The organism is Ruminococcus intestinalis (genome assembly GCF_014288065.1).
GTDB classification, from domain to species: Bacteria; Bacillota; Clostridia; order Oscillospirales; family Acutalibacteraceae; genus Ruminococcoides; species Ruminococcoides intestinale_A.
The window spans coordinates 24,498-50,379 of the sequence record NZ_JACOPS010000007.1 but is presented as its reverse complement, the minus strand read 5'-3'; the positions used below and the strand labels follow the sequence as shown (position 1 = coordinate 50,379).

General features: G+C 39.8%; 25 protein-coding genes. 4 read left to right on the top strand and 21 right to left on the bottom strand.

The window, feature by feature from the left end; translation table 11 throughout:
- Window positions 1-18 precede the first annotated feature (18 nt).
- The gene (locus H8R91_RS11715; protein ID WP_022234780.1) at window positions 19-957 is read left to right on the top strand and encodes an ROK family glucokinase; all 939 of its coding nucleotides are present in this window, start codon (window positions 19-21) and stop codon (window positions 955-957) included.
- A gap of 210 nt (window positions 958-1,167) precedes the next feature.
- On the opposite strand, the gene H8R91_RS11710 is transcribed toward H8R91_RS11715, so the two are convergent.
- Window positions 1,168-1,863 carry a 5'-methylthioadenosine/adenosylhomocysteine nucleosidase gene (locus H8R91_RS11710; protein ID WP_022234779.1) on the bottom strand — a complete coding sequence of 232 codons (696 nt, stop codon included), beginning with the start codon at window positions 1,861-1,863 and terminating at the stop codon, window positions 1,168-1,170.
- A gap of 2 nt (window positions 1,864-1,865) precedes the next feature.
- A complete protein-coding gene (locus H8R91_RS11705; protein ID WP_186936378.1) occupies window positions 1,866-2,600 on the bottom strand; it encodes an HAD family hydrolase in 735 nt (244 codons plus the stop codon).
- Window positions 2,601-2,693: 93 nt separating this feature from the next.
- Here H8R91_RS11705 and nth point away from each other — a divergent pair, with 93 nt between their 5' ends.
- Window positions 2,694-3,320 (top strand): endonuclease III, encoded by a 627-nt coding sequence (gene nth / locus H8R91_RS11700; RefSeq protein ID WP_022234777.1) that lies wholly within the window; start codon window positions 2,694-2,696, stop codon window positions 3,318-3,320.
- 7 nt (window positions 3,321-3,327) lie between these two features.
- Window positions 3,328-4,158, top strand: coding sequence for a Cof-type HAD-IIB family hydrolase (locus H8R91_RS11695; protein WP_186936377.1), 831 nt, complete (start codon window positions 3,328-3,330; stop codon window positions 4,156-4,158).
- A gap of 211 nt (window positions 4,159-4,369) precedes the next feature.
- Here H8R91_RS11695 and H8R91_RS11690 read toward each other — a convergent pair whose 3' ends face one another.
- The 13 genes from H8R91_RS11690 to H8R91_RS11630 form a co-directional block, all read right to left on the bottom strand.
- Window positions 4,370-4,759, bottom strand: coding sequence for an MmcQ/YjbR family DNA-binding protein (locus tag H8R91_RS11690; protein ID WP_186936376.1), 390 nt, complete (start codon window positions 4,757-4,759; stop codon window positions 4,370-4,372).
- Between the two features lie 509 nt (window positions 4,760-5,268).
- Complete coding sequence (gene serS / locus H8R91_RS11685; RefSeq protein ID WP_186936375.1) at window positions 5,269-6,558, bottom strand: serine--tRNA ligase; 1,290 nt, start codon at window positions 6,556-6,558, stop codon at window positions 5,269-5,271.
- Between the two features lie 52 nt (window positions 6,559-6,610).
- A complete protein-coding gene (locus H8R91_RS11680; protein WP_186936374.1) occupies window positions 6,611-7,459 on the bottom strand; it encodes a ParB/RepB/Spo0J family partition protein in 849 nt (282 codons plus the stop codon).
- Window positions 7,452-8,225, bottom strand: coding sequence for a ParA family protein (locus H8R91_RS11675; RefSeq protein ID WP_117706661.1), 774 nt, complete (start codon window positions 8,223-8,225; stop codon window positions 7,452-7,454). Before H8R91_RS11675 ends, H8R91_RS11680 begins: the two co-directional genes overlap by 8 nt.
- A 459-nt stretch (window positions 8,226-8,684) precedes the next feature.
- The gene (locus H8R91_RS11670) at window positions 8,685-11,054 is read right to left on the bottom strand and encodes a glycogen/starch/alpha-glucan phosphorylase (RefSeq protein ID WP_186936373.1); all 2,370 of its coding nucleotides are present in this window, start codon (window positions 11,052-11,054) and stop codon (window positions 8,685-8,687) included.
- Window positions 11,055-11,058: 4 nt separating this feature from the next.
- Window positions 11,059-12,546 (bottom strand): 4-alpha-glucanotransferase, encoded by a 1,488-nt coding sequence (gene malQ, locus H8R91_RS11665; RefSeq protein ID WP_186936372.1) that lies wholly within the window; start codon window positions 12,544-12,546, stop codon window positions 11,059-11,061.
- A gap of 173 nt (window positions 12,547-12,719) precedes the next feature.
- The gene (locus H8R91_RS11660) at window positions 12,720-13,262 is read right to left on the bottom strand and encodes a CinA family protein (RefSeq protein WP_186936371.1); all 543 of its coding nucleotides are present in this window, start codon (window positions 13,260-13,262) and stop codon (window positions 12,720-12,722) included.
- Between the two features lie 47 nt (window positions 13,263-13,309).
- A complete protein-coding gene (locus H8R91_RS11655) occupies window positions 13,310-13,582 on the bottom strand; it encodes a hypothetical protein (RefSeq protein WP_186936370.1) in 273 nt (90 codons plus the stop codon).
- Window positions 13,583-13,650: 68 nt separating this feature from the next.
- Window positions 13,651-14,337, bottom strand: coding sequence for a DUF6062 family protein (locus H8R91_RS11650; RefSeq protein WP_186936369.1), 687 nt, complete (start codon window positions 14,335-14,337; stop codon window positions 13,651-13,653).
- Window positions 14,338-14,675: 338 nt separating this feature from the next.
- The gene (locus H8R91_RS11645; RefSeq protein WP_186936368.1) at window positions 14,676-15,524 is read right to left on the bottom strand and encodes an alpha/beta hydrolase; all 849 of its coding nucleotides are present in this window, start codon (window positions 15,522-15,524) and stop codon (window positions 14,676-14,678) included.
- Window positions 15,525-16,214: 690 nt separating this feature from the next.
- Window positions 16,215-16,769, bottom strand: coding sequence for a Fe-S-containing hydro-lyase (locus H8R91_RS11640; RefSeq protein WP_186936367.1), 555 nt, complete (start codon window positions 16,767-16,769; stop codon window positions 16,215-16,217).
- Window positions 16,770-16,782: 13 nt separating this feature from the next.
- Window positions 16,783-17,634 carry a fumarate hydratase gene (locus H8R91_RS11635; RefSeq protein ID WP_186936366.1) on the bottom strand — a complete coding sequence of 284 codons (852 nt, stop codon included), beginning with the start codon at window positions 17,632-17,634 and terminating at the stop codon, window positions 16,783-16,785.
- Between the two features lie 313 nt (window positions 17,635-17,947).
- Window positions 17,948-18,787 (bottom strand): AraC family transcriptional regulator, encoded by an 840-nt coding sequence (locus tag H8R91_RS11630; RefSeq protein WP_186936365.1) that lies wholly within the window; start codon window positions 18,785-18,787, stop codon window positions 17,948-17,950.
- A 158-nt stretch (window positions 18,788-18,945) separates the two neighbouring features.
- Here H8R91_RS11630 and H8R91_RS11625 point away from each other — a divergent pair, with 158 nt between their 5' ends.
- Window positions 18,946-19,761 (top strand): AraC family transcriptional regulator, encoded by an 816-nt coding sequence (locus H8R91_RS11625; protein ID WP_186936364.1) that lies wholly within the window; start codon window positions 18,946-18,948, stop codon window positions 19,759-19,761.
- A 77-nt stretch (window positions 19,762-19,838) separates the two neighbouring features.
- Here the strand turns inward: H8R91_RS11625 and H8R91_RS11620 are convergent, their stop codons facing one another.
- The 6 genes from H8R91_RS11620 to mnmG form a co-directional block, all read right to left on the bottom strand.
- Window positions 19,839-19,976, bottom strand: coding sequence for a hypothetical protein (locus H8R91_RS11620; protein WP_186936400.1), 138 nt, complete (start codon window positions 19,974-19,976; stop codon window positions 19,839-19,841).
- 102 nt (window positions 19,977-20,078) lie between these two features.
- Entirely contained in the window at window positions 20,079-21,653 is a 1,575-nt protein-coding gene (locus H8R91_RS11615) for a sensor histidine kinase (protein WP_186936363.1), read from the bottom strand.
- The gene (locus H8R91_RS11610; RefSeq protein WP_022234761.1) at window positions 21,640-22,317 is read right to left on the bottom strand and encodes a response regulator transcription factor; all 678 of its coding nucleotides are present in this window, start codon (window positions 22,315-22,317) and stop codon (window positions 21,640-21,642) included. The genes H8R91_RS11615 and H8R91_RS11610 overlap by 14 nt, the downstream gene beginning before the upstream one ends.
- Window positions 22,318-22,466: 149 nt before the next feature.
- Entirely contained in the window at window positions 22,467-23,240 is a 774-nt protein-coding gene (locus tag H8R91_RS11605) for a TatD family hydrolase (protein ID WP_186936362.1), read from the bottom strand.
- A 2-nt stretch (window positions 23,241-23,242) separates the two neighbouring features.
- Window positions 23,243-23,953 (bottom strand): 16S rRNA (guanine(527)-N(7))-methyltransferase RsmG, encoded by a 711-nt coding sequence (rsmG, locus tag H8R91_RS11600; protein ID WP_186936361.1) that lies wholly within the window; start codon window positions 23,951-23,953, stop codon window positions 23,243-23,245.
- Window positions 23,954-23,965: 12 nt separating this feature from the next.
- A complete protein-coding gene (gene mnmG, locus H8R91_RS11595) occupies window positions 23,966-25,831 on the bottom strand; it encodes a tRNA uridine-5-carboxymethylaminomethyl(34) synthesis enzyme MnmG (protein WP_186936360.1) in 1,866 nt (621 codons plus the stop codon).
- Between the last annotated feature and the right edge of the window lie 51 nt (window positions 25,832-25,882).

Genomic DNA, 25,882 nt, shown 5'->3' with positions numbered 1-25,882 from the left:
TGAAAGGAGCATAACATAATGAAAAAATATGCATTTGGTGTTGATATAGGTGGCACAACAATTAAAATCGGTTTGTTTGAAACTTCGGGCAACCTTATCGAAAAGTGGGAAATTCCTACAAGAACACAGGAAAACGGCACATATATTCTTAACGATATTGCAGAGGCTATTGCGGCAAAACTTGCCGAAAAGAACATCAGCGAAAAAGAGATTGAAGGTATCGGCGTTGGCGTTCCCGGCCCTGTAGGCGATGACGGCACAGTATATAAGTGCGTAAACCTTGGCTGGAGCGTATTTAATGTAGCAATCGAGCTTGAAAGAAAGACAGGCTTTAAGGTTAAAGTCGGCAACGACGCAAATGTAGCGGCACTCGGCGAGATGTGGCAAGGCGGCGGCAAGGGCTACAAAAACCTTGTAATGGTAACACTCGGCACAGGCGTTGGCGGCGGTGTAATCATTAACGAAAAGATTATTCCCGGCAGTGACGGTGCGGCAGGCGAAATCGGCCATCTTCGTGTAAAGGAAAGAGAAACCGAAACCTGCGGCTGCGGCAATCACGGCTGTCTTGAACAGTATGCGTCTGCAACAGGTATTGCGAGAGTAACAAAGAAATATCTTGAAGAGCACGATGACGAAACCGTACTCAGAAACACACCGGAACTTACCGCAAAGGCAATCTTTGACGCAGCAAAACTCGGTGACGAGGTTGCTATTAAGATGGTTGACGAAACCGCAAAGATTCTTGCAAAGGGACTTTCACTTGTTGCCTGCGTAGTAAACCCACAGGTGTTTGTAATTGGCGGCGGTATGTCAAAGGCAGGCGACTTCCTTATTGAGCAGGTACAGAAGTATTATCAGGAATATGCGTTCCACGCTTGCAAAAATACATTCTTTAAACTTGCAGACCTCGGCAATGACGCAGGTATTTACGGTTGCGTAAGAATGATCATTAAATAATTTAATATTGTTTTAATTATCTGTCCGACTTAGGTTTTAACTTAAGTCGGATTTTTTGTGTGAATTAATAAGATGTTTTTTATTGAAAGTCGGTGTAAATTATGGTTTCAAATTTCTTTTAACATTTTATTAACTCGATGTTAAAAACTTTTCCTCTTCCCTTTTACGCAAAAATCCGAACACCGTTTTAACAAGTGTTCGGATTTTTCATTAAATATTATTTACAAAATCATTTATAACGGCAACCGTTTTCTTACTTGCCATTTCGCAGAACTTTACAAAGTCCATTCCCTTGTTTTCGTTCAGGTCATCGGAAATCGCTCTTAATATTCCGCACGGTACTTCCGTTCTTGAGCATATATGGGCAATCGCCGCACCTTCCATTTCACACGCAAGGGCGTTAAAGGTTTCCCCTATCTTTATTCTTTTCCTACGCTCCGAAATAAATATATCTCCGCTTGCAATCGTTCCTTTTTCGGCTCTTGTATTCTCAAGTTTATTTGCAGAAGCAAAAAGTTTGTCGGCAATCTTTTCGTCGCAATTAAAATACATTACCTTGCTCTCGGGGAAAGAAACCTCACCCTGCAAATCGCCGAGCGCTGTTGTATTCATATCGTGTTCGACCACATTTACAGCCACTACAATGTCGCCGACACTGACTTTTTCGGAAACCGAACCTGCTACGCCGCTGTTTATAATGCAATCGGGCTTATAATTCTGAATCATTGCAAAACTGCACATAGCGGCATTTACCTTGCCCACACCGCAAACCACAACAACAAGCTCTTTGCCGTTAAGCGTTCCGCTTGTAAATGTCATTTTGGCAATTTCCCTTTGCTTTTTGTTTTCCATAAGCGCAATTATGCCGTCTGCCTCAATCTGCATTGCGCAAATTATTCCTATCATAATTATTCTCCCTTAAGCAAAAGCTCTTTCATTTTATGAACATCTCCGTCCATTATATTATAATTGCTAAGCAGCTCACCCTCAATTTCAGGAGAAATGCTCTGGTGAATATACAATGAATCAATGCCGAAATCGTGAGCACCCTTTATATCCGAAATATAATCGTTGCCAATCATAATAGACTCGTTTTTTTCAAGTCCGTATCTGTCAAACAAAATTTCAAAATAATGACTGTCAGGCTTTGAACACTCCTCATCGGAGCTGATGCAAATACCGTCAAAGTATTTTGTAAGTCCGAGCATATCCATTTCATTTGCGGTAAAACTTCTCTGTGCATTTGAAAGCAAATAAATCTTCTTGCCGTTTGCCTTTAATGCGTCAAGTAATTCTGTTACGCCGTCATAAAGTTTAATATACTTTGTGGAAAAGCATCTGAACACTGCGCAGGTCTGCTCAACAACAGCCTTAGTCACCTTAACGCCCTTTTGGTTGTAAAGCTTTTTAAAAACCTTATCTATCTTAATGTCGATAACGCTGTAGTCCTTGTGTCGTCTGTGTACAGCCTTTTTCTCTGCCTCAACAAGTTTACCGTACTCCTCGTTTAACTCTTCGGCAGTATAGATTGCACCCTTGTATCCGTAGTAAACTGCCATTTTCTCCCAAAGTTCAATACTCCACTCATCTGTGTTTATGTCAATTAATGTTCCGTATAAATCAAAAACACAGTTTTTATACATTAAAAAATCACCCTTTCTATCTATATTTTAACAGTTTTTACTGCTGATTGCAATAGTAATTATTTTGTGTTACACTATTAAAGAGGTGATATTATGGATAAAAAACAAATTGCCCTTATGGCTGTCGATGCGCTCAAAGCAGAGTACCCCGATGCAATTTGCAGCCTTGTATATACAGACCCCTTGCAACTTCTTATAGCCACCCGTCTGGCTGCGCAATGCACAGATGCAAGGGTAAATATAGTTACTCCCGCACTTTTTGAGAGATTTAAAACCGCACAGGACTTTGCAGATTCTACTCCCGAAGAAGTTGCCGAGTACATTAAATCGTGCGGACTTTATAAAACAAAGTCAAAAGACATTGTAGCAATGGCAAAAATGCTTTGCGAGGATTTTGACGGCATTGTTCCTGACAATATTGACGATTTAATAAAATTACCGGGTATCGGCAGAAAAACCGCTAACCTTGTATGCGGCGATATTTTCGGCAAGCCTGCGGTTGTAGTTGACACGCATTGTATACGAATTACCAAGCGGCTTGGTTTGCACAATTTAAAAGACCAGAAAAAAATAGAGTTCGCTCTGCGTGATCTGCTTCCCCCAAAAGAAAGCAATGACTTTTGCCACAGACTTGTACTCCACGGTAGAGCTGTCTGCACGGCACGAAACGCTAAATGTGAAAGCTGTTGTATGGACGGCTTTTGCCCTAAGAATATATGAGGTGACTATGAACAAAATTAAATTACTTGCACTTGACCTTGACGGCACAACCCTCACAAGCAAAAACACTCTTGCACCTGCCGTTAAATCTGCGCTTGAAAAAGCAATTGAGAACGGCATAATCATTGCGATTGCAACAGGCAGACCCCTCGGCACTATGCCAAAAAGCATCTTGGATATTGAGGGTATTGACTATTTGATTACATCAAACGGCGCAGCTATCTATGATAAAAGCCGCAAAAAAATTCATTCCGCAACGCTCAGGGAAAGCGATGTGCTGAAAATTCTTGATGTTATGAAAGACGAGGATATTATTTCGGAGGCTTTTGTTGACGGATTGACTTACACCGACAAGCGTTACAGCGACAATCCTCTTGCATACGGCTGTACCGAGGCATACATAGATTATGTAAAGGCATCGCACGGTCATATTGAAGATATGAGAAAGTTTATATTTGAACACAAGAATGAGCTTGACAGCATTGAATATATTTCTACCGACCCGCAGACAAGAAAAAGAATTTGGACTATGCTTGAAAATGCTGTTGATAATATTTTTATTACCACTTCCTCCGAACACTTTATTGAATTAATGGATAAGTCGGCAACCAAGGCGTCTGCCCTATCTCACCTTGCCGAAATGCTCAACATTGATATGCAAAACACCTGTGCCTGCGGCAATGCCGATAATGATGCGGATATGATTGCCGAATCGGGATTTGGAGCGGCTGTCGATGATGCGTCACGCAAGTGCATTGAATGTGCCGATTATGTTGTACCCGACTCCGATAACGACGGTGTAGCCGTACTGATTGATTACATTTTGAGTAACTGTTAAACAATGTTTCACGTGAAACATTTGATAAACAGGTTTTCAGTATTGTGATTTCCTAAAAATTATGTTCTAAAGGAAAGTCTGCTGTCCAATTATAAAAGTTTGTCAACCTATAAAAAGGCTTGACCTAAATTTTTAATTATCTTACTTAACACCCAAGTGATAACCAACTTATCACACTTTATAAGCTAATCAAAGACAAAACTGCAACTCACTACGGGTTGCAGTTTTTCTGATATTGTTTAATTTTTGGAGCGGTAAGTTCAAAGCTAATGTCGAGAAAAAACTTTATATTCTCTTCACTTGCCGAACCGTCAAGTGCCGCCGTTATCCAATTTTCCTTATTCATATGATACGCAGGATAAAAGCCATTATTACCAAGTGCAGAGCCAACCATTACTTTATCGCACTTAAAATTTACAATATCAATGTACTCGTCACTGTCAACTCCAATACAATGCTTTTTCACCCTCATCACAAGCGCAAACCATTTTCTGTTACCAATATGACGAAAAACAGTTGACTCGGGATCTTTTTGCCACGGGTTATCGCCTTTCACACCGTATGCAGTTTGAACATAGTTTATAAATTCGTTTCTGTTCATAACACCTCAATAAAAAAATTTCAATAGATGGAGTAAATTATAATTAACGGGCCGGTTCACCAAGTAATTATAAAAGTTTGGTCGACCTTTTCAAAGGTCGTGGGTGTGGGCAAAGCCCACAAATACTTTCCTTTTATGCAATCTAACGATAGCCAAACAGCTTGCTGTTTGGCGGCTTGAACACAACAGCGTTAGCTTTTAAAAGCGATAGCAATAAGAAAACAAATTAGTTATTCCATTAATAAAAAATAGGTCTTTTTAATGGCTGTCGCCTGTTTTTTCAAACTTAGTTTTAGCACGCAAACAGCGAGGCTGTTTGCGCCGAATAAATTGTTATATCGGAAGATATTATGGGCTCTGCCCAAACCCGCAAGCCTTTAAAAAGGCTTGACCTAAATTTTTAATTATTTAATCTTAACCGTGCGTTAAACCATAATTTATTTAATGCTACCAATCATTTAGAATTAAACCACAAAAGGGAAGTCAAACGACCTCCCTTTTGAAATTAATTATTTTGTAGGAACTTCAATTTTTTCTTTGCCGCCCATATATGGTCTAAGTGCAACAGGAATATTAATTGAGCCGTCCTCATTAAGGTTGTTCTCAAGGAATGCAATCAACATTCTCGGAGGTGCAACAACAGTATTATTAAGTGTGTGAGCAAAGTATTTGCCGTTTTCACCTGTAACTCTGATCTTAAGACGGCGAGCCTGTGCGTCACCAAGGTTTGAACAAGAACCCACTTCAAAATACTTCTTCTGACGAGGTGACCATGCCTCAACATCAAGTGAACGAACCTTTAAGTCTGCAAGGTCGCCGGAACAACACTCAAGTGTACGAACAGGAATATACATTGAACGGAAAAGGTCAACTGTGTTCTGCCAGAGCTTATCAAACCACATTTTGCTTTCATCAGGCTTACAAACAACAATCATTTCCTGCTTTTCAAACTGGTGGATTCTGTAAACACCACGCTCCTCAATACCGTGAGCGCCCTTTTCCTTACGGAAACATGGCGAATAACTTGTGAGTGTATAAGGGAGGTCTTCCTCTTTATTAATTGTGTCAATGAACTTACCGATCATCGAGTGTTCGCTTGTGCCGATAAGATAAAGGTCTTCGCCCTCAATCTTGTACATCATAGCGTCCATTTCAGCAAAGCTCATAACGCCTGTAACAACATTACTTCTAATCATAAAAGGAGGTACGCAGTATGTGAAACCTCTGTCAATCATAAAATCTCTTGCGTAAGCGATAACGGCACTGTGAAGTCTTGCGATGTCGCCCATAAGATAATAGAAACCGTTACCTGCTACCTTTCTTGCAGAGTCAAGGTCAATACCATTGAGTTTTTCCATAATGTCTGTGTGGTACGGAATCTCGAAATCAGGTACAACAGGCTCGCCAAAACGCTCAATTTCTACATTCTGGCTGTCATCTTTACCAATCGGAACAGATGGGTCAATCATCTGTGGAATAACCATCATAATCTCGGTTACTTTTGCCGAAAGGTCTTCTTCTTTCTTTTCAAGCTCGGCAAGCTGTTCAGCCTGACGGGTAACCTCTTCTTTAAGAGCCATACCCTCTTCTTTTTTACCTTGAGCCATAAGAGCGCCGATCTGCTTTGAAATTTTGTTTCTGTTAGCACGCAACTCGTCAGCCTGCGCCTTTACTGCTCTGCTTTCAGCGTCAAGCTCGATTACCTTGTCAACAAGTTCAAGTTTGCTGTCCTGAAATTTATTTCTTATGTTCTGCTTTACAGCCTCAGGATTTTCTCTTAAAAATTTAATATCAATCATTTTGCATTTCCTCTCATTATATTTTAATATGCCATACGGCAAATAGAAATATCTATTTTAATTTATTTGAAAGCTCGGTCAGCTCTTCATCTGAATAGAACTCAATTTGAAGTACGCCGCCTTGCTTACCTTTGTTTTTATTTACCTTGATTTTTCTGCCAAGACTTTCGTTCAGTGCAAGCTCAACCATACTGTAAAAAGACGGTTTTCTCTCCGGTTGAGTATCTTCCTCAACTTCCGGCTTTTTCTTTGCAAGTTTTTCCGCCTGACGAACCGATAAATCTTTTTTATAGATAAGTTCTGCAAGTTCAAGCATATCTTCTTCGTTGTCAAGCATAAGCAATGCTCTTGCGTGGCCTGCGGAAATTTTGTCTTGCTTTACATACTCAAGCACGCTGTCCGGAAGTTTTAAAATTCTTAGCGAATTTGCAATTGCAGGTCTTGATTTACCGACAGATGTTGCAACTTCTTCCTGCGAAAAGCCATGCTCGTCAATAAGCGCTTTGTAACCGAGTGCCTCTTCAATAGGCGACAAGTCCTCACGCTGTAGATTTTCGATGAGCGCAAGCTCCATAGTTTCTGTATCCGAAAGTTCTCGAATTGTAACAGGCACTTCGGTAAGTCCTGCCATTCTGCAAGCACGGTATCTTCTTTCGCCTGCTACTATCTGATAGCCGCCGATTGGCAGTGGTCGAACAAGCAAAGGCTGCAGAAGTCCGTGTTGTGAAATACTCTGTGCAAGGTCGGATAATGAATTTTCGTCAAAATCTTTACGAGGCTGGGAGCGGTTTGGTTCGATTTCAGATATTTTCAGCATAACGGAGCTGTTGCTGTCTTCGGTTTCGTTCTCGGCAAAAATAGTATCAAGACCCTTGCCAAGACCGCCAAATTTTTTACTCATAGCTTCTCTCCTTTGCTATTATTTCCTTTGCAAGTTCCGTGTATGTAATACTTCCCTTGCAATTCTTGTCATAATAAATTACGGGCATACCAAAGCTCGGGGCCTCCGACAGTCTTACACCTCTCGGAATTACGGTTTTAAACACCTTACGAGGGAAGAATTTTTTAACTTCCTCGACAACCTGCTGTGTAAGATTCAGTCTGCCGTCATACATTGTAAGCAAAACGCCTTCAATGTCAATAGTGTTGTTGTATTGTCTTTTAATTCGTCTTACCGTACTCATAAGCTGTGTCAGACCTTCAAGTGCATAATATTCGCACTGAATCGGCACTAAAAAAGTATCCGATGCCGTAAGAGCATTAGTTGTAATAAGTCCGAGTGACGGTGGGCAGTCAATGATTATGTAATCATAGTATTGCTTAATTGGCAAAAGAGCATTTTTTAAAATAGACTCTCTGCCCTTTTTATCTGAAATTTCAAGTTCAGCGGCGGCAAGGTCAAGACTTGACGGCAGAATATGCAAATTTTCATACGGAGTTGTAACAATACAACTCTCTGCCTTAGCACCGTCAACCAAAATTTCATAGGTTGAGGCAGTAACCTTACGCTTATCAATAGCAACTCCGCTTGTTGCGTTACCCTGTGGGTCGGCGTCAACGAGCAAAGTTTTTTTGCCCAAAGCGCCCAAACAAGCAGCAAGATTAACCGCTGTGGTGGTTTTGCCAACACCACCTTTCTGGTTTGAAATTGAAATAATTTTAGCCAAAATATCACCTTTACCGTAAAATAATGCGTGTTTTCTAAATCTAATATACATTATACCACTAATAATGCATATTTAAAAGGGTATTTATAGAATAATTGTAATTTTTCTTATATTTTTTGTTTGTTAAACAGTAAAAATGTTTCACGTGAAACATTAAATCAACGGTCGGGTAATTTTGTTTGAGCTCGCACAAAACTTTATACTCGGACTAATAAATTTGGTCAACCTTTAAAAGGCTTGACCTAAATTTTTTATTATTTGTGCAAAAACTATTGGCTCAAAACCCGACTAATTAAATCGCTGCAATACTCAAATAAGGAATTTCTTTTAAAACCTCCTCTCCCCCACTCTAACTATCCCACATATTTTTACATAACACAAAAAGTCCGACAACAACCTTAGTCATTGTCGGACTTTAACGATTTAAATTAATGAAAAGTTATTAACTTATATAATCAATTAAACTTTTCTGTAAGATGTGTGCCAAATATCCTTAGCATACTCTACGATAGCTCTGTCTGATGAGAACTTACCTGCATTAGCAATGTTGATAAGACACTTCTTACCAAACTCTTTACGGTTAGCATAATCTTTGTTAGCTCTGATCTTTGTTTCAACATAAAGTGGGAGATCATAGATGTGGAAGTAGTGGTCTGCCTCCTGCCATGATGTACCATTGATAAGAGCATTGTGGAGTTCAGCAAAGCTGCCCTCGCCCTGAGCGCCGTCATCATCAAATGTGCCGTCGATAAGTGTATCAACAACCTTCTTGATTTCAGGATTAGCCTCATAAAGCTTCTTAGGATCGTAGCCTTCCTTCTTAAGTCTTTCAATATCTTCTACTCTTGCACCGAAGATATACTCGTTCTCTTCGCCTGCGCACTCTGCGATTTCGATGTTTGCACCGTCATATGTGCCGAGTGTTAATGCGCCGTTGAGCATAAACTTCATATTACCTGTACCTGAAGCCTCAAGACCTGCTGTAGATGTCTGCTCTGAAAGGTCAGCAGCAACTACGATCTTTTCAGCGTAAGATACATTGTAGTTAGAAATGAATACAACCTTAAGTTTATCCTTTGTATCAGGATCGTTGTTTACAAGGTCAGCAATCTCGTTGATGTACTTAATGATTGCCTTAGCTCTTGCATAACCTGGAGCAGCCTTAGCACCAAAGATAAATGTTGTTGGTGTCCAGTTAGGAAGCTTGCCCTCTTTAATGCGGAAGTAAATTGTCATAATTGAGAAAGCATTGAGAAGCTGTCTTTTATATTCGTGAAGTCTTTTTACCTGAATATCATAGATAGAATCAGGGTTAATCTCTACGCCGTCCATCTTCTTGATGTACTCTGCAAGCTGAACTTTCTTCTTCTTCTTGATTGTGTTAAACTTTGTAATTGTCTTAGCATCAATGCAGTCATTGAGCTTTGAAAGAAGTGAAAGGTCAATAAGCCAGTTGTCGCTGCCAACTTTCTCTGTGATAAGTGCAGCAAGTTCAGGGTTGCAAAGACCTAACCAACGGCGCTGTGTAATACCGTTTGTCTTGTTCTGGAATCTTTCAGGATATACCTGGTACCACTCCTTAAGAACATCGTCCTTGAGGATCTCTGTGTGAAGCTTAGCAACACCGTTTACATATGTGCCTGCATAAGTTGCAAGTCTTGCCATATGAACTGTGTTAGCGTCAACAATACGCATCTTAGCTTTCATATCCTCACTAATGCCCTTAGCTGTGAGCTCTTCCTGTAGCTTATTTGCGATAAGGCAGATGATGTGGTAAATTTCAGGAATTACCTGCATCATAAGGTCAGCATGCCACTTCTCGAGAGCCTCGCCGAGAACTGTGTGGTTTGTGTAAGCACAAGTCTTTCTTGCAATCTCGAAAGCCTCGTCAAAGTTCATACCCTCGTTCATAAGAAGTCTTACGAGTTCAGGGATTGAACATACAGGGTGTGTATCGTTAAGCTGAATAGCGTTTTCCTTAGCAAAGAAGCTGAAATCGTTGCCGTGCTTTGCTTTGTATCTGCGCATAATATCCTGAAGTGAAGCAGAGCAGAAGAAATACTGCTGCTTAAGTCTTAAAACTTTACCTTCATACTTATTATCGTTAGGATAAAGAACCTTTGTGATGTTCTCAGCATCGTTCTTCTCCTGAACTGCTCTGTTGTACTCTGTATTGTTAAATGCCTGGAAGTCAAACTCATTGATAGCTTCAGCCTGCCAAAGTCTGAGTGTGTTGATGTTAGTTGTCTTGCAACCGATAACAGCCATATCGTAAGGAACAGCCTTAACTGTCTGACCTTTAAATGATACTGTTACAGCCTCGTCCTCACGACGGAGGCACCACGGATCATCAAATCTCTGCCAATCGTCAGCAACTTCTACCTGATAACCGTCCTTGATAAGCTGCTTGAAAAGACCATACTTATAACGAATGCCGTAACCGTCGAGCGGTACTTCCATAGTAGCGGCACTGTCGAGATAGCAAGCTGCAAGACGGCCAAGACCGCCGTTACCGAGAGCTGCATCGTCAATATCTTCAAATACATTGATGTCAACGCCCTTTTTCTTGAGCATCTTCTTTACATCATCAAGAATACCGAGGCAGTAAAGGTTGTTGTACATCATTCTGCCCATAAGAAATTCAGCAGAGAAGTAGTAAGCTCTGCGCTCGCTGTTGTGTTTAGCTTTGCTTGCTTCCCAGTTGTCGGCAATTTCGCCCATAACAGCCTTGCCGAGAGAAAGATGAAGTTCGGAAGGTGTAAGCTCTTCTATCTTCTTACAATACATAGACTGTGCTGTAAGCTCAAGCTTTTCCATAATATTGCTCATTTGTTTAGTCCTCCAGTCGTCCGCTATTTACAGACATTGTTTTTAATTTATCTGCAAGCTCATCAGTAAGAGCTGCTTTATCAACTCTCCAAGTCCAGTTACCGCCGAGTGTTGACGGAATGTTCATTCTTGCCTCTTTGCCAAGGCCGAGAATATCCTGAACAGGAACAATAGCCAGATTTGCCTTGCTCTGATATGCTGTACGGATAAGACCCCAGTTAAAAGGCTCGTCCTCAGGCATCTGACAGTAACTTCTAGCATAGCTTACATCCTCTGGCTTAGCTGTTTCTACCCAGCCCATAACGGTGTCATTATCGTGAGTACCTGTGTAAACAATGCAGTTTTCAGTATATTTATGCGGGAGATAATCGTTCTCTTCACCGCTGTCAAAAGCAAACTCAAGTACCTTCATTCCCGGATAACCTGTCTGCTCCATAAGCTCGGTTACATCGGGAGTAAGAGTTCCGAGATCCTCTGCAACAATATCAATCTTGCCGATAGCCTCTTCCATCATCTTGAAGAACTTAATGCGTGGACCTTCAACCCACTCACCGTTAATAGCGTTTTCAGCAGGGTAAGGAATTGAATAGTAGCTTGCAAAAGCTCTGAAGTGGTCGATTCTTGTGACGTCATAAAGCTTTGACGCAGCTTTAATTCTCTCAAACCACCACTCGTAATCTGTTTCTGCGAGGTAATCCCAGTCATAAAGAGGATTGCCCCAGAGCTGACCTGTTGCCGAGAAATAGTCAGGCGGACAACCTGCAACCGCAATAGGATCACCGTCATCATAAAGTTGGAACAACTCGGGGTTAGCCCATGTGTCTGCGCTGTCCATGGCAACATAGATAGGCATATCACCCAAAATCTTAATTCCAAGACCGTTTACATAAGCACGGAAAGCCTCCCACTGCTCATAAAACTTAAACTGTAAGAATTTCCAGAAATCAACATCGTCTTTAAGCTTGCGCTCATAGCGCTTAACAGCAGCTTCCTCGTGCATACGGATTTCTTCGTCCGGCCACTCTGTCCAGGAAACCATATCAAAGCTCTTCTTTACAGCCATATAAAGTGCGTAATTTTTGAGCCACTTGCTGTTCTTTCTCTTAAATGAGGAGAAAGCCTTCTGGTCTTTCTTTTTGAAATTATCGTAAGCAATTCTAAGAGCATCGAATCTGTTGTTGTAGATTTTCTCGTAATCCACTTCAGCATCGTTAGAACCCCAATCATAGCTATCGAGCTGCTCTTTAGTAATAAGACCCTCTTCACAAAGTGTGTCAAGGTCAATCAGGTAAGGGTTACCTGCATAAGTTGAAAAGGACTGATAAGGAGAGTCGCCGTAGCTTGTAGGGCCGACAGGAAGAATCTGCCATACCTTCTGACCTGCCTTTTTGAGGAAGTCAGCGAACTCACGAGCCTCTTTACCAATAGTACCAATTCCGTAGGGGGACGGAAGCGAAGTAACCGACAATAGGATACCTGCACTTCTTTCCATTAAAATCAACTCCATTCTGACGGATATTAAGTTATATTTTCGGGATAAATCAAAAGATTAAATTATAATTACTTAAATGAATTATAATTTAAGGGCAAAAAAACCCCCATATCCACAGTTACGATTTTATTTTACCACAATATTAATTTTTTTACAAGATTTTTTTACAACATTTAGGTTAATTTCCAAATTGTATAAAGAACGGCATTACAAGCAAGTTTTCTTATATAATTTCGGGAATTTTTACTTCCGTTTGTTTCACCGAGCAAAAGTTTTACGGGAAATTTACTGCAATTTGCACAAATTCCCACATAAACAAGTCCGACAGGTTTTTCATCTGTTCCTCCTGTCGGCCCTGCAATACCCGTGGTGCTTGCGCCGATGTCGGCATTTGCAAGTTTTTTTACACCCTCCGCCATCTGCAAAGCGGTTTCGGGCGACACTGCGCCGAGTGTGTTAAGAGTTTCTTCACTCACTCCTAGCACCTTGTGCTTAATTTTGTTTGCATACGAGCAAACACCGCAGTCAAAAACCTCGCTTGCACCGCTCACGGCGGTAATTCTTCCCGAAAGCAAACCGCCCGTGCAGCTTTCTGCGGTGGCAAGTTTAAGGTTATTTTTTTTGAGCTTTTCCACTACCATATTCTGCAGCTCATCGGGATTTATATTCTCTTCCCTGAAAATTTTTTCCAAATCATCGGCTGTATATGTCAGCATAGTAAGACTTCCTTTTTATAGTATATCCAAATTTATGTAAACTAATTTTAATCATCATCTTCAAGTTTGCCGCCGCAGTTTGGGTAATGCTTTGGATCGCCCTTTGTACTGAACGAAAGCAAACAGTTGCAATGCGGGCATCTGGCTTTTATAAAACCGAACACAAAACCTGCAATAATAATAAGTATTCCTATAATAAATGTGGGATGAATGCTGTTCATTCCGAATTTAATCTTTGAAATAAAAGCAAAAATTGCTCCTAAGACACATATTAAACTTGCAAGATACCTGCATTGATTGGGATTTAAAAAATTTTTCATTATTTATTTAATCTTCCTTTATATAAGACATTGGGAGAAAATTCGGAAATTCCGAATTTTCTGTTTTATCAATCCGTACCCGTCAAAAACGCAATACTTCTTTCAATCGAATCTTTCGATGTACCCCAATCCTGTCCCTGACTGCGGTAATCGAACATTGAACAAAAGTGTGTAATATCCGCCTTAAGGCTTACAAGGTAATTTTTTGTGAGGGCGGCGGTTTCAGCGTAAAAGTCAGGCAAAAGTTTTGACGAAATTCCGCCCTTGCCCGTTGCGGCACTCATTATAAAAGAATAGTGCTTTAAACAGATAAACGGCTGTTCGTTATACAACTTTCTGAATTCTTCGCCCTTTACCCACTCTGCAAAAACCGTTGCCATAAAATGGTGCATATCGCTTGCGATTCTGTCGCAGACATAGCAGGAAGATAATTCTTCCCTTATGCCCTCAAGTTGTTTTTTGTCGGGCTTGCCTTTAAGTTTTGCAGGCATATATTTGTCGATAATTTCCTGCAAATGACTTTCTAAAATCAGCGCATTAGGCAATTTTTGACCTACCGTGAACATCTGCGAAAAATGGCGGTGACAAAAACCTTTTTTATTGGTTTCTATTCTGATGTTTGGCTCCATCATTGCATCGCCTGTAATGAATTTAACATACTGCTTTTCGAGCATATCCTCCATTCGGCAGATAGGGCAACCGTCTTTTGGCATAAAAATATCGTTTATCGGTATAGTACAGATTGTTTCCTTCACGGTAATTCTCCTTACACTGTTTATAATTAAATAAATTATATCACATTTTGACTGTTTTTAATAGACTTTTTAAATTTTTTCTTTAAATCATTGTATATTTTTATATACTTTTGTTTATTTTATAATGATTTAAACAAAAAGGCGGTACATTGCTAAAATACAAAACAAAAAGTTTTCAACTGTATTATAACAAAATGTTGAAAACTTTTTTGTTCTGTTTGTTGGAGTAAATGAGTTTAGCAAACAGCTTTGCAAGACAAAACTTTTATTATTGCTCGGTAAAGCCATATTCTAAACACTGAATTACATCAACTATTAATAAAAATTTCTTTTTAATTTTAATCGACAAGTGTTTTCTTAAAAAATTCAGCCACCATATTCCATAATTCGTCCTGTGCAAAGAAAATATCTGCGTGTTCAGCACCGTTTACGGCTACCAATGTTGCGTCGCAACCGTTTTTTATAAGCAAATCATAAAGCACCTTGCCTTGCGAAAACGGAACAGTTGAATCGTTTGTGCCATGAAAAATCATAAACGGCGGTGCTGACGGTGTTACAAAAGATACAGGGCAACATTTCTGCGCCTTTTCCTTGTTGAGAACTACATTCATTCCGAGCATAAGCGACTCCATACTTGCGCCTGCCTCAAGAGCCGATTTGTACGGAAAAGTTGCAAGGTCTGTCGGCGGATAAAAAGGGCAACAAGCCTGAACTTCGCTTGAATAATCGAGATAATTGCCGACATCAAGGCTTTTGTCGTTGTTGAGTGCGCACATTGCGGCAAGATAACCGCCCGCAGATTCGCCTGCAACACCGAATTTATTTTCGTCAAGACAGTAACGCTCGGCGTGAGCCTTAAGGTAACGGATAGCCGCCTTAACATCTTCAAGCGGCATAGGGTAAGCGCCCTCGTTGCTGGTACGATACTCAACGCTTGCCACGGCAAAACCGTTGAGAGCGAGTTTTGCAAGGTAAGCAAGGTGAGCGGATTTATCCATTCTTATCCAACCGCCGCCGCAAATCCAAACAATGCAGGGGACTTTTTTGCTCCTGCTTTGAGGATAAATTAAATTTAGTTTTAAATCCCGTGTTGTATGACCAAACCAAGCGTCAACCTGAGCATAGGTAATATCAGTGATTGTGAAATAACTGGGCTTTTCAATTTTTAAATCAAGGTTAATTTTCATAAGATTTTCCTTTCGTTGTATTGTACAATATTTTAAAAATAATACTTGTTTATTATGATAATTTTAGCATAACAATATTAAAATTTCAATAATTTTAATAATTTATAATTATGGTTTAACTCACAGTTTATCCAAGCAATTATAAAAGTTTGGTCGACCTTTTCAAAGGTCGTGGGTGTGGGCAAAGCCCACAAATACTTTTTGCTAACGCAATTTTCGGATAGCCTAACAGTTTGCTGTTAGGCGGCTTGAACACAACGGTGAAAACCTTTAAAAGCGATAGCAACAAGAAAAGATATTTATTATATAATAAAAAAGTTAATTATTTTTTATAAATGGCTGTCGCCTGTTTTTTCAAACTCGGTGCAAGCACGCAAACAGCGTGGCTGTTTGCGCCTGATAAATTGTTGTACCGGAAGATTTTTATGGGCGCTGCCCAAACCCGCAATTTTTGAAAAAATTGAGTAAACTTTTTTGTTTTTGGGAGGATAATTTAGCGTTAGCTAAATTTCAATGCCCGACCGACACTCCGCTAAACCATAATTTATTATTGCTATCCAAGCATTTAGAATAGAACCCTTACAAAAAATTTCACAAAACAAAAGGACTGCTTTTGAGCCGCCCCCTCAAAAGTCAGACTAAAAATCTAACGATTGTAGGTCGGCTCATTATTATAGGCAGTCCTTAATCTCACGCTTCGGTATTATATTTTTTCGGCTCGGTTTCATACACATTATTGCCCTTACTGTCAATTGCTACAATGCAAGGAAAATCTTCGACAGTATATCTTCTGACCGCCTCTGTTCCCAAATCTTCGTAACACAGCATTTCTTCTTTTTTAATGCTCTTTGCTATCAAAGCGGCGGCACCGCCGATTGCCGCAAAATACACACAGCCGTTACGGACAATAGCGTCTATTACTTCCTTATTTCTTGCGCCTTTGCCTACCATTCCTTTTAATCCGAGGTCAAGCAATGCAGGTGCGTACTTATCCATTCTATAACTTGATGTAGGGCCTGCAGGGCCTACTGCGTATCCGGGTTTTGCAGGTGCTGGGCCTACATAATAAATTATTTCGCCCTTAATATCTACAGGAAGGTTTTCGCCTTTTTCGATAAGCTCAAAAAGTCTTTTATGTGCCGCATCTCTGCCTGTAAGCATTGTGCCGCTAAGCAAAACGCTTTCGCCTGCTTTTAAATTTTTTATATCTTCATCGCTGAGCGGTAATGTTAATTTTTTAGGCATAGTTCTCTCCCCCTTAAATTTCTGTGCTTGCGTGTCTTGCCGCATGGCAACAAATATTTACCGCAACAGGCATACCTGCGATATGAGTCGGCGAAGTTTCAATATTAACTCCGATTGCTGTTGTAGTTCCGCCAAGACCGGCAGGACCGAATCCCATTTTATTTATGCTCTCAAGCAATTCGTCCTCAAGTTTTGCGTAACGCTCGTCTTCATTGTGTGTGTCAATTGCTCTGAATGTTGCCTTTTTTGCAAGCTGGGCACATCTTTCAAATGTACCGCCGATACCTACGCCTACTACAATAGGTGGGCACGGGTTAGGACCTGCGGTTCTTACAGTATCAAGAATAAATTTTTTTACACCCTCAATTCCGTATGACGGAGTAAGCATTTTTATTGCAGACATATTCTCACTGCCAAAGCCTTTGCCGCCGGCAGTAATTTTTATTTTGTCACCTTTTACAATTCTTGTATGAATAATGGCAGGTGTGTTATCTTTTGTATTTAATCGGTCAAAAACAGGGTCATTTACTACACTTTTTCTCAAGTAGCCGTCCTTATAAGCCTGTCGTACACCCTCGTTTACCGCATCTTCAAAACTGCCGTCCTCAATAACGACCTTATCGCCGTACTCTACAAACAAAATTGCCATACCTGTATCCTGGCAAAGAGGTACTTCTTCCTTTGCGGCAAGTTTGTCATTCTCAATAATCTGTGTAAGCACACTTTTGCCTACTTTTGACTTTTCGTTTTCTCTTGCGTTTTCAAGAGCGGTCATAATATCTTTGCCAATAAAATAGTTGCAGTCGAGAAAAAGCTGTTTTACCGTTTGTGTTACGGTTTCAGCCTTAATTTGTCTGATATTCATACTCAAATTCCTTTCGGTGTAATTTATCCGTATCTTTTATTATAAAACTTTTTGCGACTTATTTCAATGAATTTTGACGCTTTATCTAAAGTTGAAGAAAATTATGGTTTTAAGAAAAGTTGTAATTAAATAATTAAAAAATTTAGGTCAAGCCTTTGAAAAGGTTGACCAAACCTTTACAATTGATTGGTAAAACATTTAGCTAAGCGTTAATTAATAAACTCCAATATTTTTACGCAAAAAGAACAACCACTGTAAAACAGTGGTCGTCCTTTTTGGGTATAATAAAGAAAAAACTTGTAATCAATTTTAATCATCTGTTAAGCAGATGTTTTTTATACTGTGCAGGAGTGTAACCGTAAACCTTTTTGCACTGCGTAATGAATGACTTTACATTTGCAAAGCCGTTTTCAACTGCGGCAACCGTTACGGTAGAATTTTTTGTAAGCATATCCTGCAAAGCATTTTCAAGACGAAGATTTGCAAGGTACTCCGAAAAGCTAACCTGTGTTACGCTCTTAAAGTATTTTGAGAAATAAGACGGCGAAAGATTAACCACGCTTGAAATCTCGTTAAGAGGAATCTCCTGCTTGAAGTTTTCGTTGATATACGCAATAGCGGTTTTTGCATATGAAAAATCACGCTTCGGTATAATGAAAGAATTAGAACTTCTCTTAAGTGAAGTACAATATTTAAGCAATTTGTAGTATAATAAATTAACTCCTGAAATCTGCTTTAATACACCGTATTCGTCATGGTCTATATCAATACTTGCAATCTGGCGCAAAATTTCGCAGATTTCACCTTTTTGCTCGGATCTATCGTGAAGATCAAAGATAACGCTGTCAATGGTCTTGCAAAACATTCTCATATATTCAAACGAAAGCTGAATAATAATCATATTCGCATGATGTCCCATTTTAGGACGAACCAAATGCACATCTTCGCTGTTAAAAATTTTACATTCCCCGGCAGGAAGATCCATAACATCGCCGTTGTGAGAACACTCTCCAAGACCGTCAAGTACATATACAATCTCCGGTTCACGATGCCAGTGAAGTTCGGTTTTATGTGTTTCAGACGATAAATCGCAATATAGAATTTTTGCCGGAATGTTTTTGTCATAATTTACGATTTCGTATTTGTAGTTCATTTTCACTACCTCCGCAAACAGATGTTGCATTTAACAAAATTTTGTTGTATTATGTAATTATTATAAACAAGTTTGTAAATTATTGATATAGATATTTGTTTTTAGTTTATAGATAAATGTTGCATAAAACTAAAAAAACGGAAATTTACAGGTGAAATATGGAAAAATATAATAAATACAATATACAAGCCGCTCATAATATTTTAAACGGAAAGTACCATTTTTCAAAAAAATACAGTATAATTGCCCTTAATCAAAACATTCCCGCCTTATATTATGTACTGAAGGGCAGTGGCATTTTATGGATTGACAAGATAAAATATGATATAACCGAAATGCAAAGTATATTTGTAAGACCAAATGTTGAGGCTACTTTTGAATGCGGAGATGACAACTGCGAATTGCTGTATGTATTTTTTACAGGTGTAGATTATATGTGGCTCATTTCTCATACGGCATTTACATCGGGACTTTATGTTACCCCGCCTATTGAATTACCTGATGTTGAAAAATTGTTCAATATTACTGTTGACGGAAAAGGAGACATTTATCAGAACGCAAGGATAAACGCAAGAATGTGCTATTTGCTTTCTTATTACATACAATATTTTCCTGCGGTAAACGAAGAGTTTAATCACTATGTACTCTCTGCGGCAAAATATATTGAACTCAATTACCGAAATTCAAGTTTTACCGCAACCGATGTTTCAAACTATCTGAAACTCGACCGTTCTTACCTTTATAAGCTGTTTAAATCGGAAATGGGTATGTCTGTACACGATTATATCAATAAATTACGCATTTCAAGGGCAAGTTCATTGCTTGCAACTTCCAATCTTACTATAAAAGATGTTGCAAGCGAATCGGGATTTGCAGATCAAATGTACTTCTCCCGACTTTTTAAAAAGAAAAAAAATCTTACTCCGAGTCAGTACAGGTCATATTTTAAAGATTCACAACAAGATGATATTTAACAAAAATCCGCATTTGTGTAAAATGCGGATTTTCTTGCTTTATAATATTTTTACTTTTTAAACGCTTTAATGTTGTTTTAAAAGTCCCCGTTTTGGTAAGCTCTTGTAATTACATATGACGGTTCGTAATAAGCACTGCAATTATAATTGTCTATAACTTCACAAATCAGATTATTATAAACCCTGATAATTCCGTCAACTTTGCTTTCGGGCAACACGCTATATCATATAACAAATACAGAAAACATCATCTTGAGTAATTTTTCATCAGAAAAATATATTTGTCATAGAATTTCACTACCTTTAATTAGCTTACATTAATTATCATCAGAAATATCTTCCTTAATCTCAACAACCTTTACAGTGTCAAGTTCAAACCAGAATGTACTGCCTTTGCCGAGGGTGCTTGTTACACCGCATCTTGCGTTGTGGGCATTCAAGATAGATTTTACAATTGACAGTCCAAGACCGGTGCCTATTACACTGCGCTTGTGCTCCTTGTCAACCTTATAATATCTGTCCCAAATGTACTCGAGTTTGTCGGCAGGAATACCCTCGCCGTGATCGGTTACATTGATTCTCACCTTTTCACCGATTACCTGCTGGGTAACAACAACCGTTTTGTCCTCGCCCGCATAGTTAATAGCGTTATTTACAAGGTTGTATATAACCTGCGAAATTTTCAGTTCGTCGGCTTTTACAAATACTCTTTCCTTGCATTTATCAAGATAAATATTATATCCGTCCTGCTCCTTGAGCTTTGCATATCTCGCAAAAATAGTTTTGAAACTGTCGGTAATGCAGAAAACCGACTTTTGAAGTTCCATTGTGCCCGACTGCAATTTTGACAAATCAAGCAAATCATTTACAAGGCTTGAAAGTCTTGTTGCCTCGTCAATGATAATCTGAATGTTCTCGGCGGTATTTTCACCCGGTAAATCACGCATAACTTCGCCGTAGCCTGTAATCATAGTAAGCGGTGTGCGCAAATCGTGGGAAATATTTGCGATAAGTTCCCGTTGCAGTCTTTCGTTTGCGGCGAGTTCTTTTTTGGCAAAATTCAAGGTGTCGTTGAGTTCCTGAACCTCAAGATAACCCTTTGAATCAAACTCGACATCGTAGTTTTTCTTTGCAAGTTCTTTTGCCGCCTTTGTTGTAAGCGAAATAGGTTTTGCAATTCTTTGGCTTGCATAAAGTGATATTGCCACAGCAAGCACGAAAAATACAATAGAAATTACAAAAATTTGGTCTTTTATAATTTCAATCGTATTATTAATCGGTGTAATTACGGAAGAAACTATTACAAAACATTCGGTGCCGTCCTCGAGAGAAAGAATTTTGCCGTATGTCATAATTTTTGCTGTACCGCTCGATTTTCTCTTCCAGTTAAATTTACTTGCGGTATCGTTTGTGGCGGTATTTTTCTGATAATCTTCAAAAAGACCGTCCTGTCGTTCGTTCTCACCTATGATTTCAAGGCAGCTTCCGTTGTTATCGGACGCACAAGAATAGTATGAATAAACTTTGTGCGCCTCAATGTTCAGCGAAACCGACGGAGAGGCATAGTTACATTCGTAGCGTTTTTGAAAAAATGCTGTGCTTGTATCGTAAACCTGTACACACAAAGAATTGTATGACGCCACATTTTCTATGGTAGCAAGCGGATTTTGATTATTTTCAAGAGATTCCGCTATTATTTTTGCACTTTTTTCCGCCGCATTTTTCTTGGTAGATGTGTAGAACGATTCAAGAAAAAATGATTGGAATATCCACAGTACAACAAGAATTAAAAGACCGAAAAGCAAAAAATAACATAAAAGTGTGAAATGCAACGGCATTTCTCTGTTTTTTACCTCAGCCCAGCTGAGTTTTCTGAATTTAGAGTGTTTCAAAACGATAGCCAACTCCTCGCAGAGTAACAATACATTTGCTGTAATCTTTCAGACTTTTTCTTAACAGCTTGATGTGAGTATCAAGCGTACGCTCATCACCGAAGAAATCGTAACCCCATACTTCGCTAATCAGCTTTTCACGGGTGAGCGCAATACCCTTGTTTTTCACCATATAGAAAAACAGCTCGTACTCCTTTGGAGTCATCTCAACTCTTTCTCCGTCAATGGTAACAATTCGTGCGGAAAAATCAACGCTAAGACCTTTGTATGTAAAAATATCCTTTTCAGGCTCGCTGTTTGCCTTTCCGCTTCTTTTTATAACTGCGTTTACACGCATCATAAGTTCCTTTGGTGAAAACGGCTTTACCACATAGTCATCACTGCCGATTTCAAAGCCGTGAATTTTGTCGTACTCCTCACCTCTTGCCGAAAGCATAATAATAGGTGTGGATTTAAATTTTCTTATTTCTTTGCAAGCCGAAAAACCGTCAAGCTCAGGCATCATAACATCCATAATAATCAAGTCAAAATCCTGTCGTCTGCAAAGCTCAATAGCCTGCATACCGTCAACGGCCTCTTCTACCTCGTAGCCCTCAAATTCGGCATATTTTTTAATAATCTGTCTGATTCTGTATTCATCATCAACAACAAGCAATTTGCTCATAATGGCACATCCTTTCGTATCCCTCATTATATATGAATATCGTAACTTTTTAATGTGACAATTTTTTGATGTTCTTTTTAAAATTAATAAAAGTTTGACCAAACTTTTATAACCTATGCGCTGACATCTAATTTCTGTCAAAAAATTCGTTAATCTATTCCGTAAAATATTTTTGCATTTTCTGCGGTGATATTTAAAAGCTCCTGCACATCTGTATTTCTGATTTCAGCAATTTTTTCCGCCGTATATTTTATCATTGTACTGTCGCACCTTTTGCCACGGAACGGTACGGGCGACATATACGGACAATCGGTTTCAAGCAAAAGTCTGTCAATCGGCACTTCTTTTGCAACCTCAACGCTATGTCTTGCATTTTTAAAAGTAACAACTCCGCCAAGACTGATGTAACTTCCGTAGCGCATCACTTCACGCATCATCTCAACACTGCCCGAAAAGCAGTGAACAAGCGCCTTAGGTTTGTACTTTCTCAAATAATTGAGAGTATCGCCGTGCGCCTCTCTGTCATGCACGATTATCGGCATATTCACATCAAGCGAAAGTTTTATCTGTTCTTCAAAAACTCTGTTCTGCAAATCTTTAGAAATATCCCAATGATAATCAAGTCCCGTTTCTCCGACAGCTACAATTTTTTTGTGCTTTAAAAGCTCTGCAACCCGGTCAAGATAATCATTTGGCATATCTTCGAGATTTTCGGGGTGAAATCCAACCGCACCATACATAAAATCGTATTTTTCGCAAAAATCTATACAGACTTTTGCAGTTTTTAAATCAACAGCGTTGTTTACAATGCCGCACACGCCGTTCTCTTTCATTGAGGAAAGCAAAACTTCTCTGTCCTCGTCAAACCATTTGTCATCGTAATGTGCGTGCGAATCAAAAATGTTATAAAAATTATTTTCCATAATTACAAAGCCTTTGCTTTAATTTTTCCCAATTGACGGGGGTATTTTTGCGGTGTGTTTTTAACTTTTCTGACTACCGCAATTGCTCTTTCTCCGCCGTTTTCGGGTAATTCAAAGAAATATTTTTTTTCGAGTTTACCGCCGAGGGTGTTAATTGCATTTAAAGATTCTTTAAATTCCTCGTTTGCCTGTGCGCCCTTCATTGCGCAGAACGCACCTCCCACCTTTACATACGGCAGGCAGTATTCGCTCAAAACATTCATTCTCGCAACTGCTCTTGACACTGCAAAATCAAAATTTTCCCTAAGTTTTTCATCTCTTGCGCCGTCCTCCGCTCTGCTGTGGATAAGTTCGGCTTCAATACCGAGTTGAGCGCATACCTCGCCCAAGAAAACAAGTCTTTTATTCAGGCTGTCTATAAGGGTGAGTTTTATGTCGGGTCTGGCAATTTTCAGAACAACACCCGGAAAACCCGCACCCGTACCGACATCGGCAAGACTGCTGTTCTGCGGAATGTCAACAAAGTTGAGCAAGCTAAGGCTGTCGGCAAAATGTTTGAGTGCCACACCGCTCTCGTCTGTGATTGCGGTAAGATTCATTTTTTCGTTCCACTCTGCAAGCAATTCAAAATATTTTTGAAACTGCTCGTACTGATTTTCCGTGAGTGTGATTTTGTAATCTTTTATATAATTTTGGAGCAAATTCTTAATCATAAATTCCTCCGATTATTTATTCTGTGCAAGCCAAATGAGCAAAACGCTGATGTCGGCAGGCGAAACTCCCGAAATTCTGGATGCCTGTCCAATGCTCAACGGTTTGATTTTATTCAGCTTTTCCTGCGCCTCAAGTCTTAATCCCTTAATTGTGCTGTAGTCAAAATCATCGGGCAGTCGGCGGTTTTCAAGTTTGCGCATCTGCTCAACCTGCTTTAATTGCTTTGAAATGTAGCCTTCGTACTTGATTTCCACTTCAACCTGCTCAAAAATGTTCGGGTCAAGTTTCGGTCTGCCTGTGTCTATACTTTCAAGCGACTTGTAGTCAAGCTGCGGTCTTTTTATAAGGTCAATAAGATGTACTCCCGTGGTAATTTCACTTGTGCCACGCTCTGTAAGAATTTTGTTTACTTCTTCTGTCGGAGAAATTACGGTTGTCTTAAGTCGCTTTATCTCCTGCTTTTTAAGCTCCTGTTTGTTAAGAAATTTTTGGTATCTTTCTTCGCTGATAAGTCCGATTTCGTGGCCGAGCGGAGTAAGTCTTTCGTCCGCATTGTCCTGACGGAGAATCAAGCGGTACTCACTTCTCGATGTCATCATTCTGTAAGGCTCGTTTGCACCCTTGGTTACAAGGTCGTCTACAAGAGTGCCGATATAAGAGCTTGCTCTGTCAAGAATGAGCGGAGATTTTCCGAGAACTTTCAAAGCGGCATTAATTCCGGCAACAAGTCCCTGTGCCGCCGCTTCTTCGTAACCCGAGCTGCCGTTAAACTGACCAGCACCGAAAAGGTTTGGAAAATCTTTAAATTCAAGGGTAGCAAGCATAGCTGTCGGGTCAACACAATCATATTCAATGGCATAGGCAGGGCGCATAATTACGCAGTTTTCAAGACCTTTTATGGTGTGGTAAAACTTAAGCTGTACCTCTTCCGGGAGTGATGAGCTCATTCCCTGCAAATACATTTCTTCTGTGTCAAGACCGCACGGCTCAATAAAAAGCTGATGTCTTGGCTTATCCTTAAACCTCATTATTTTATCTTCAAAACTCGGGCAGTAACGAGGGCCTATACCCTCGATTTTACCTGCGTAAAGCGGTGAACGGTGAATATTTTCAAGGATAATCTGCTTGGTTTCGTCATTTGTCCAGCTTATGTAGCAGTCCACCTTGTTCTCGCCCAAACTTTCGGTTTCATAAGAGAAAGGCTGCGGCGGTTCGTCACCCTTTTGTACCTCAAGGTCTGAGTAGTCAATGGAATTTCTTAAAACTCTGGCAGGAGTACCTGTCTTAAATCTTCTTAACGGCAAGCCGAGTTTTTTAAGACTTGCACCGAGAAAAGATGCAGGAAAAATGCCGTCAGGGCCGCTTTCGTATGATACTTCGCCCACAAAAATTCTGCCGCCGAGGTATGTGCCTGTGGCAATAACAACCGTCTTGCAATGAAAAACCGCTAACATTCTTGTGGTAAGGTCGTAACCGTCCTCTGTCTTTTCTATTTCAATGATTTCCGCCTGTCTTAATTCAAGATTTTCCTGCAGTTCAAGTTTGTGTTTCATAACGGTGGAATATTTGCGGCGGTCAATCTGCGCTCTCAATGAGTGAACGGCAGGACCTTTACCACGGTTGAGCATACGGGACTGCAAAAAACATTCGTCGGCAGTCTTGCCCATTTCGCCGCCGAGTGCGTCAATTTCACGAACAAGATGACCTTTTGCCGTTCCGCCGATTGACGGATTGCAAGGGCAGTTGCCGACGGCATCCATATTAATAGTAAAAACAGCAGTTTTACAGCCAAGTCTGGCGGCAGCCAAAGCCGCCTCAATGCCTGCGTGACCCGCACCGATAACTGCTACATCATATTCTCCTGCAAAATATTTCATATATTTCATTCCTTTTTAGGGTTAATAAATTATAAAAGTTTGGTCAACCTT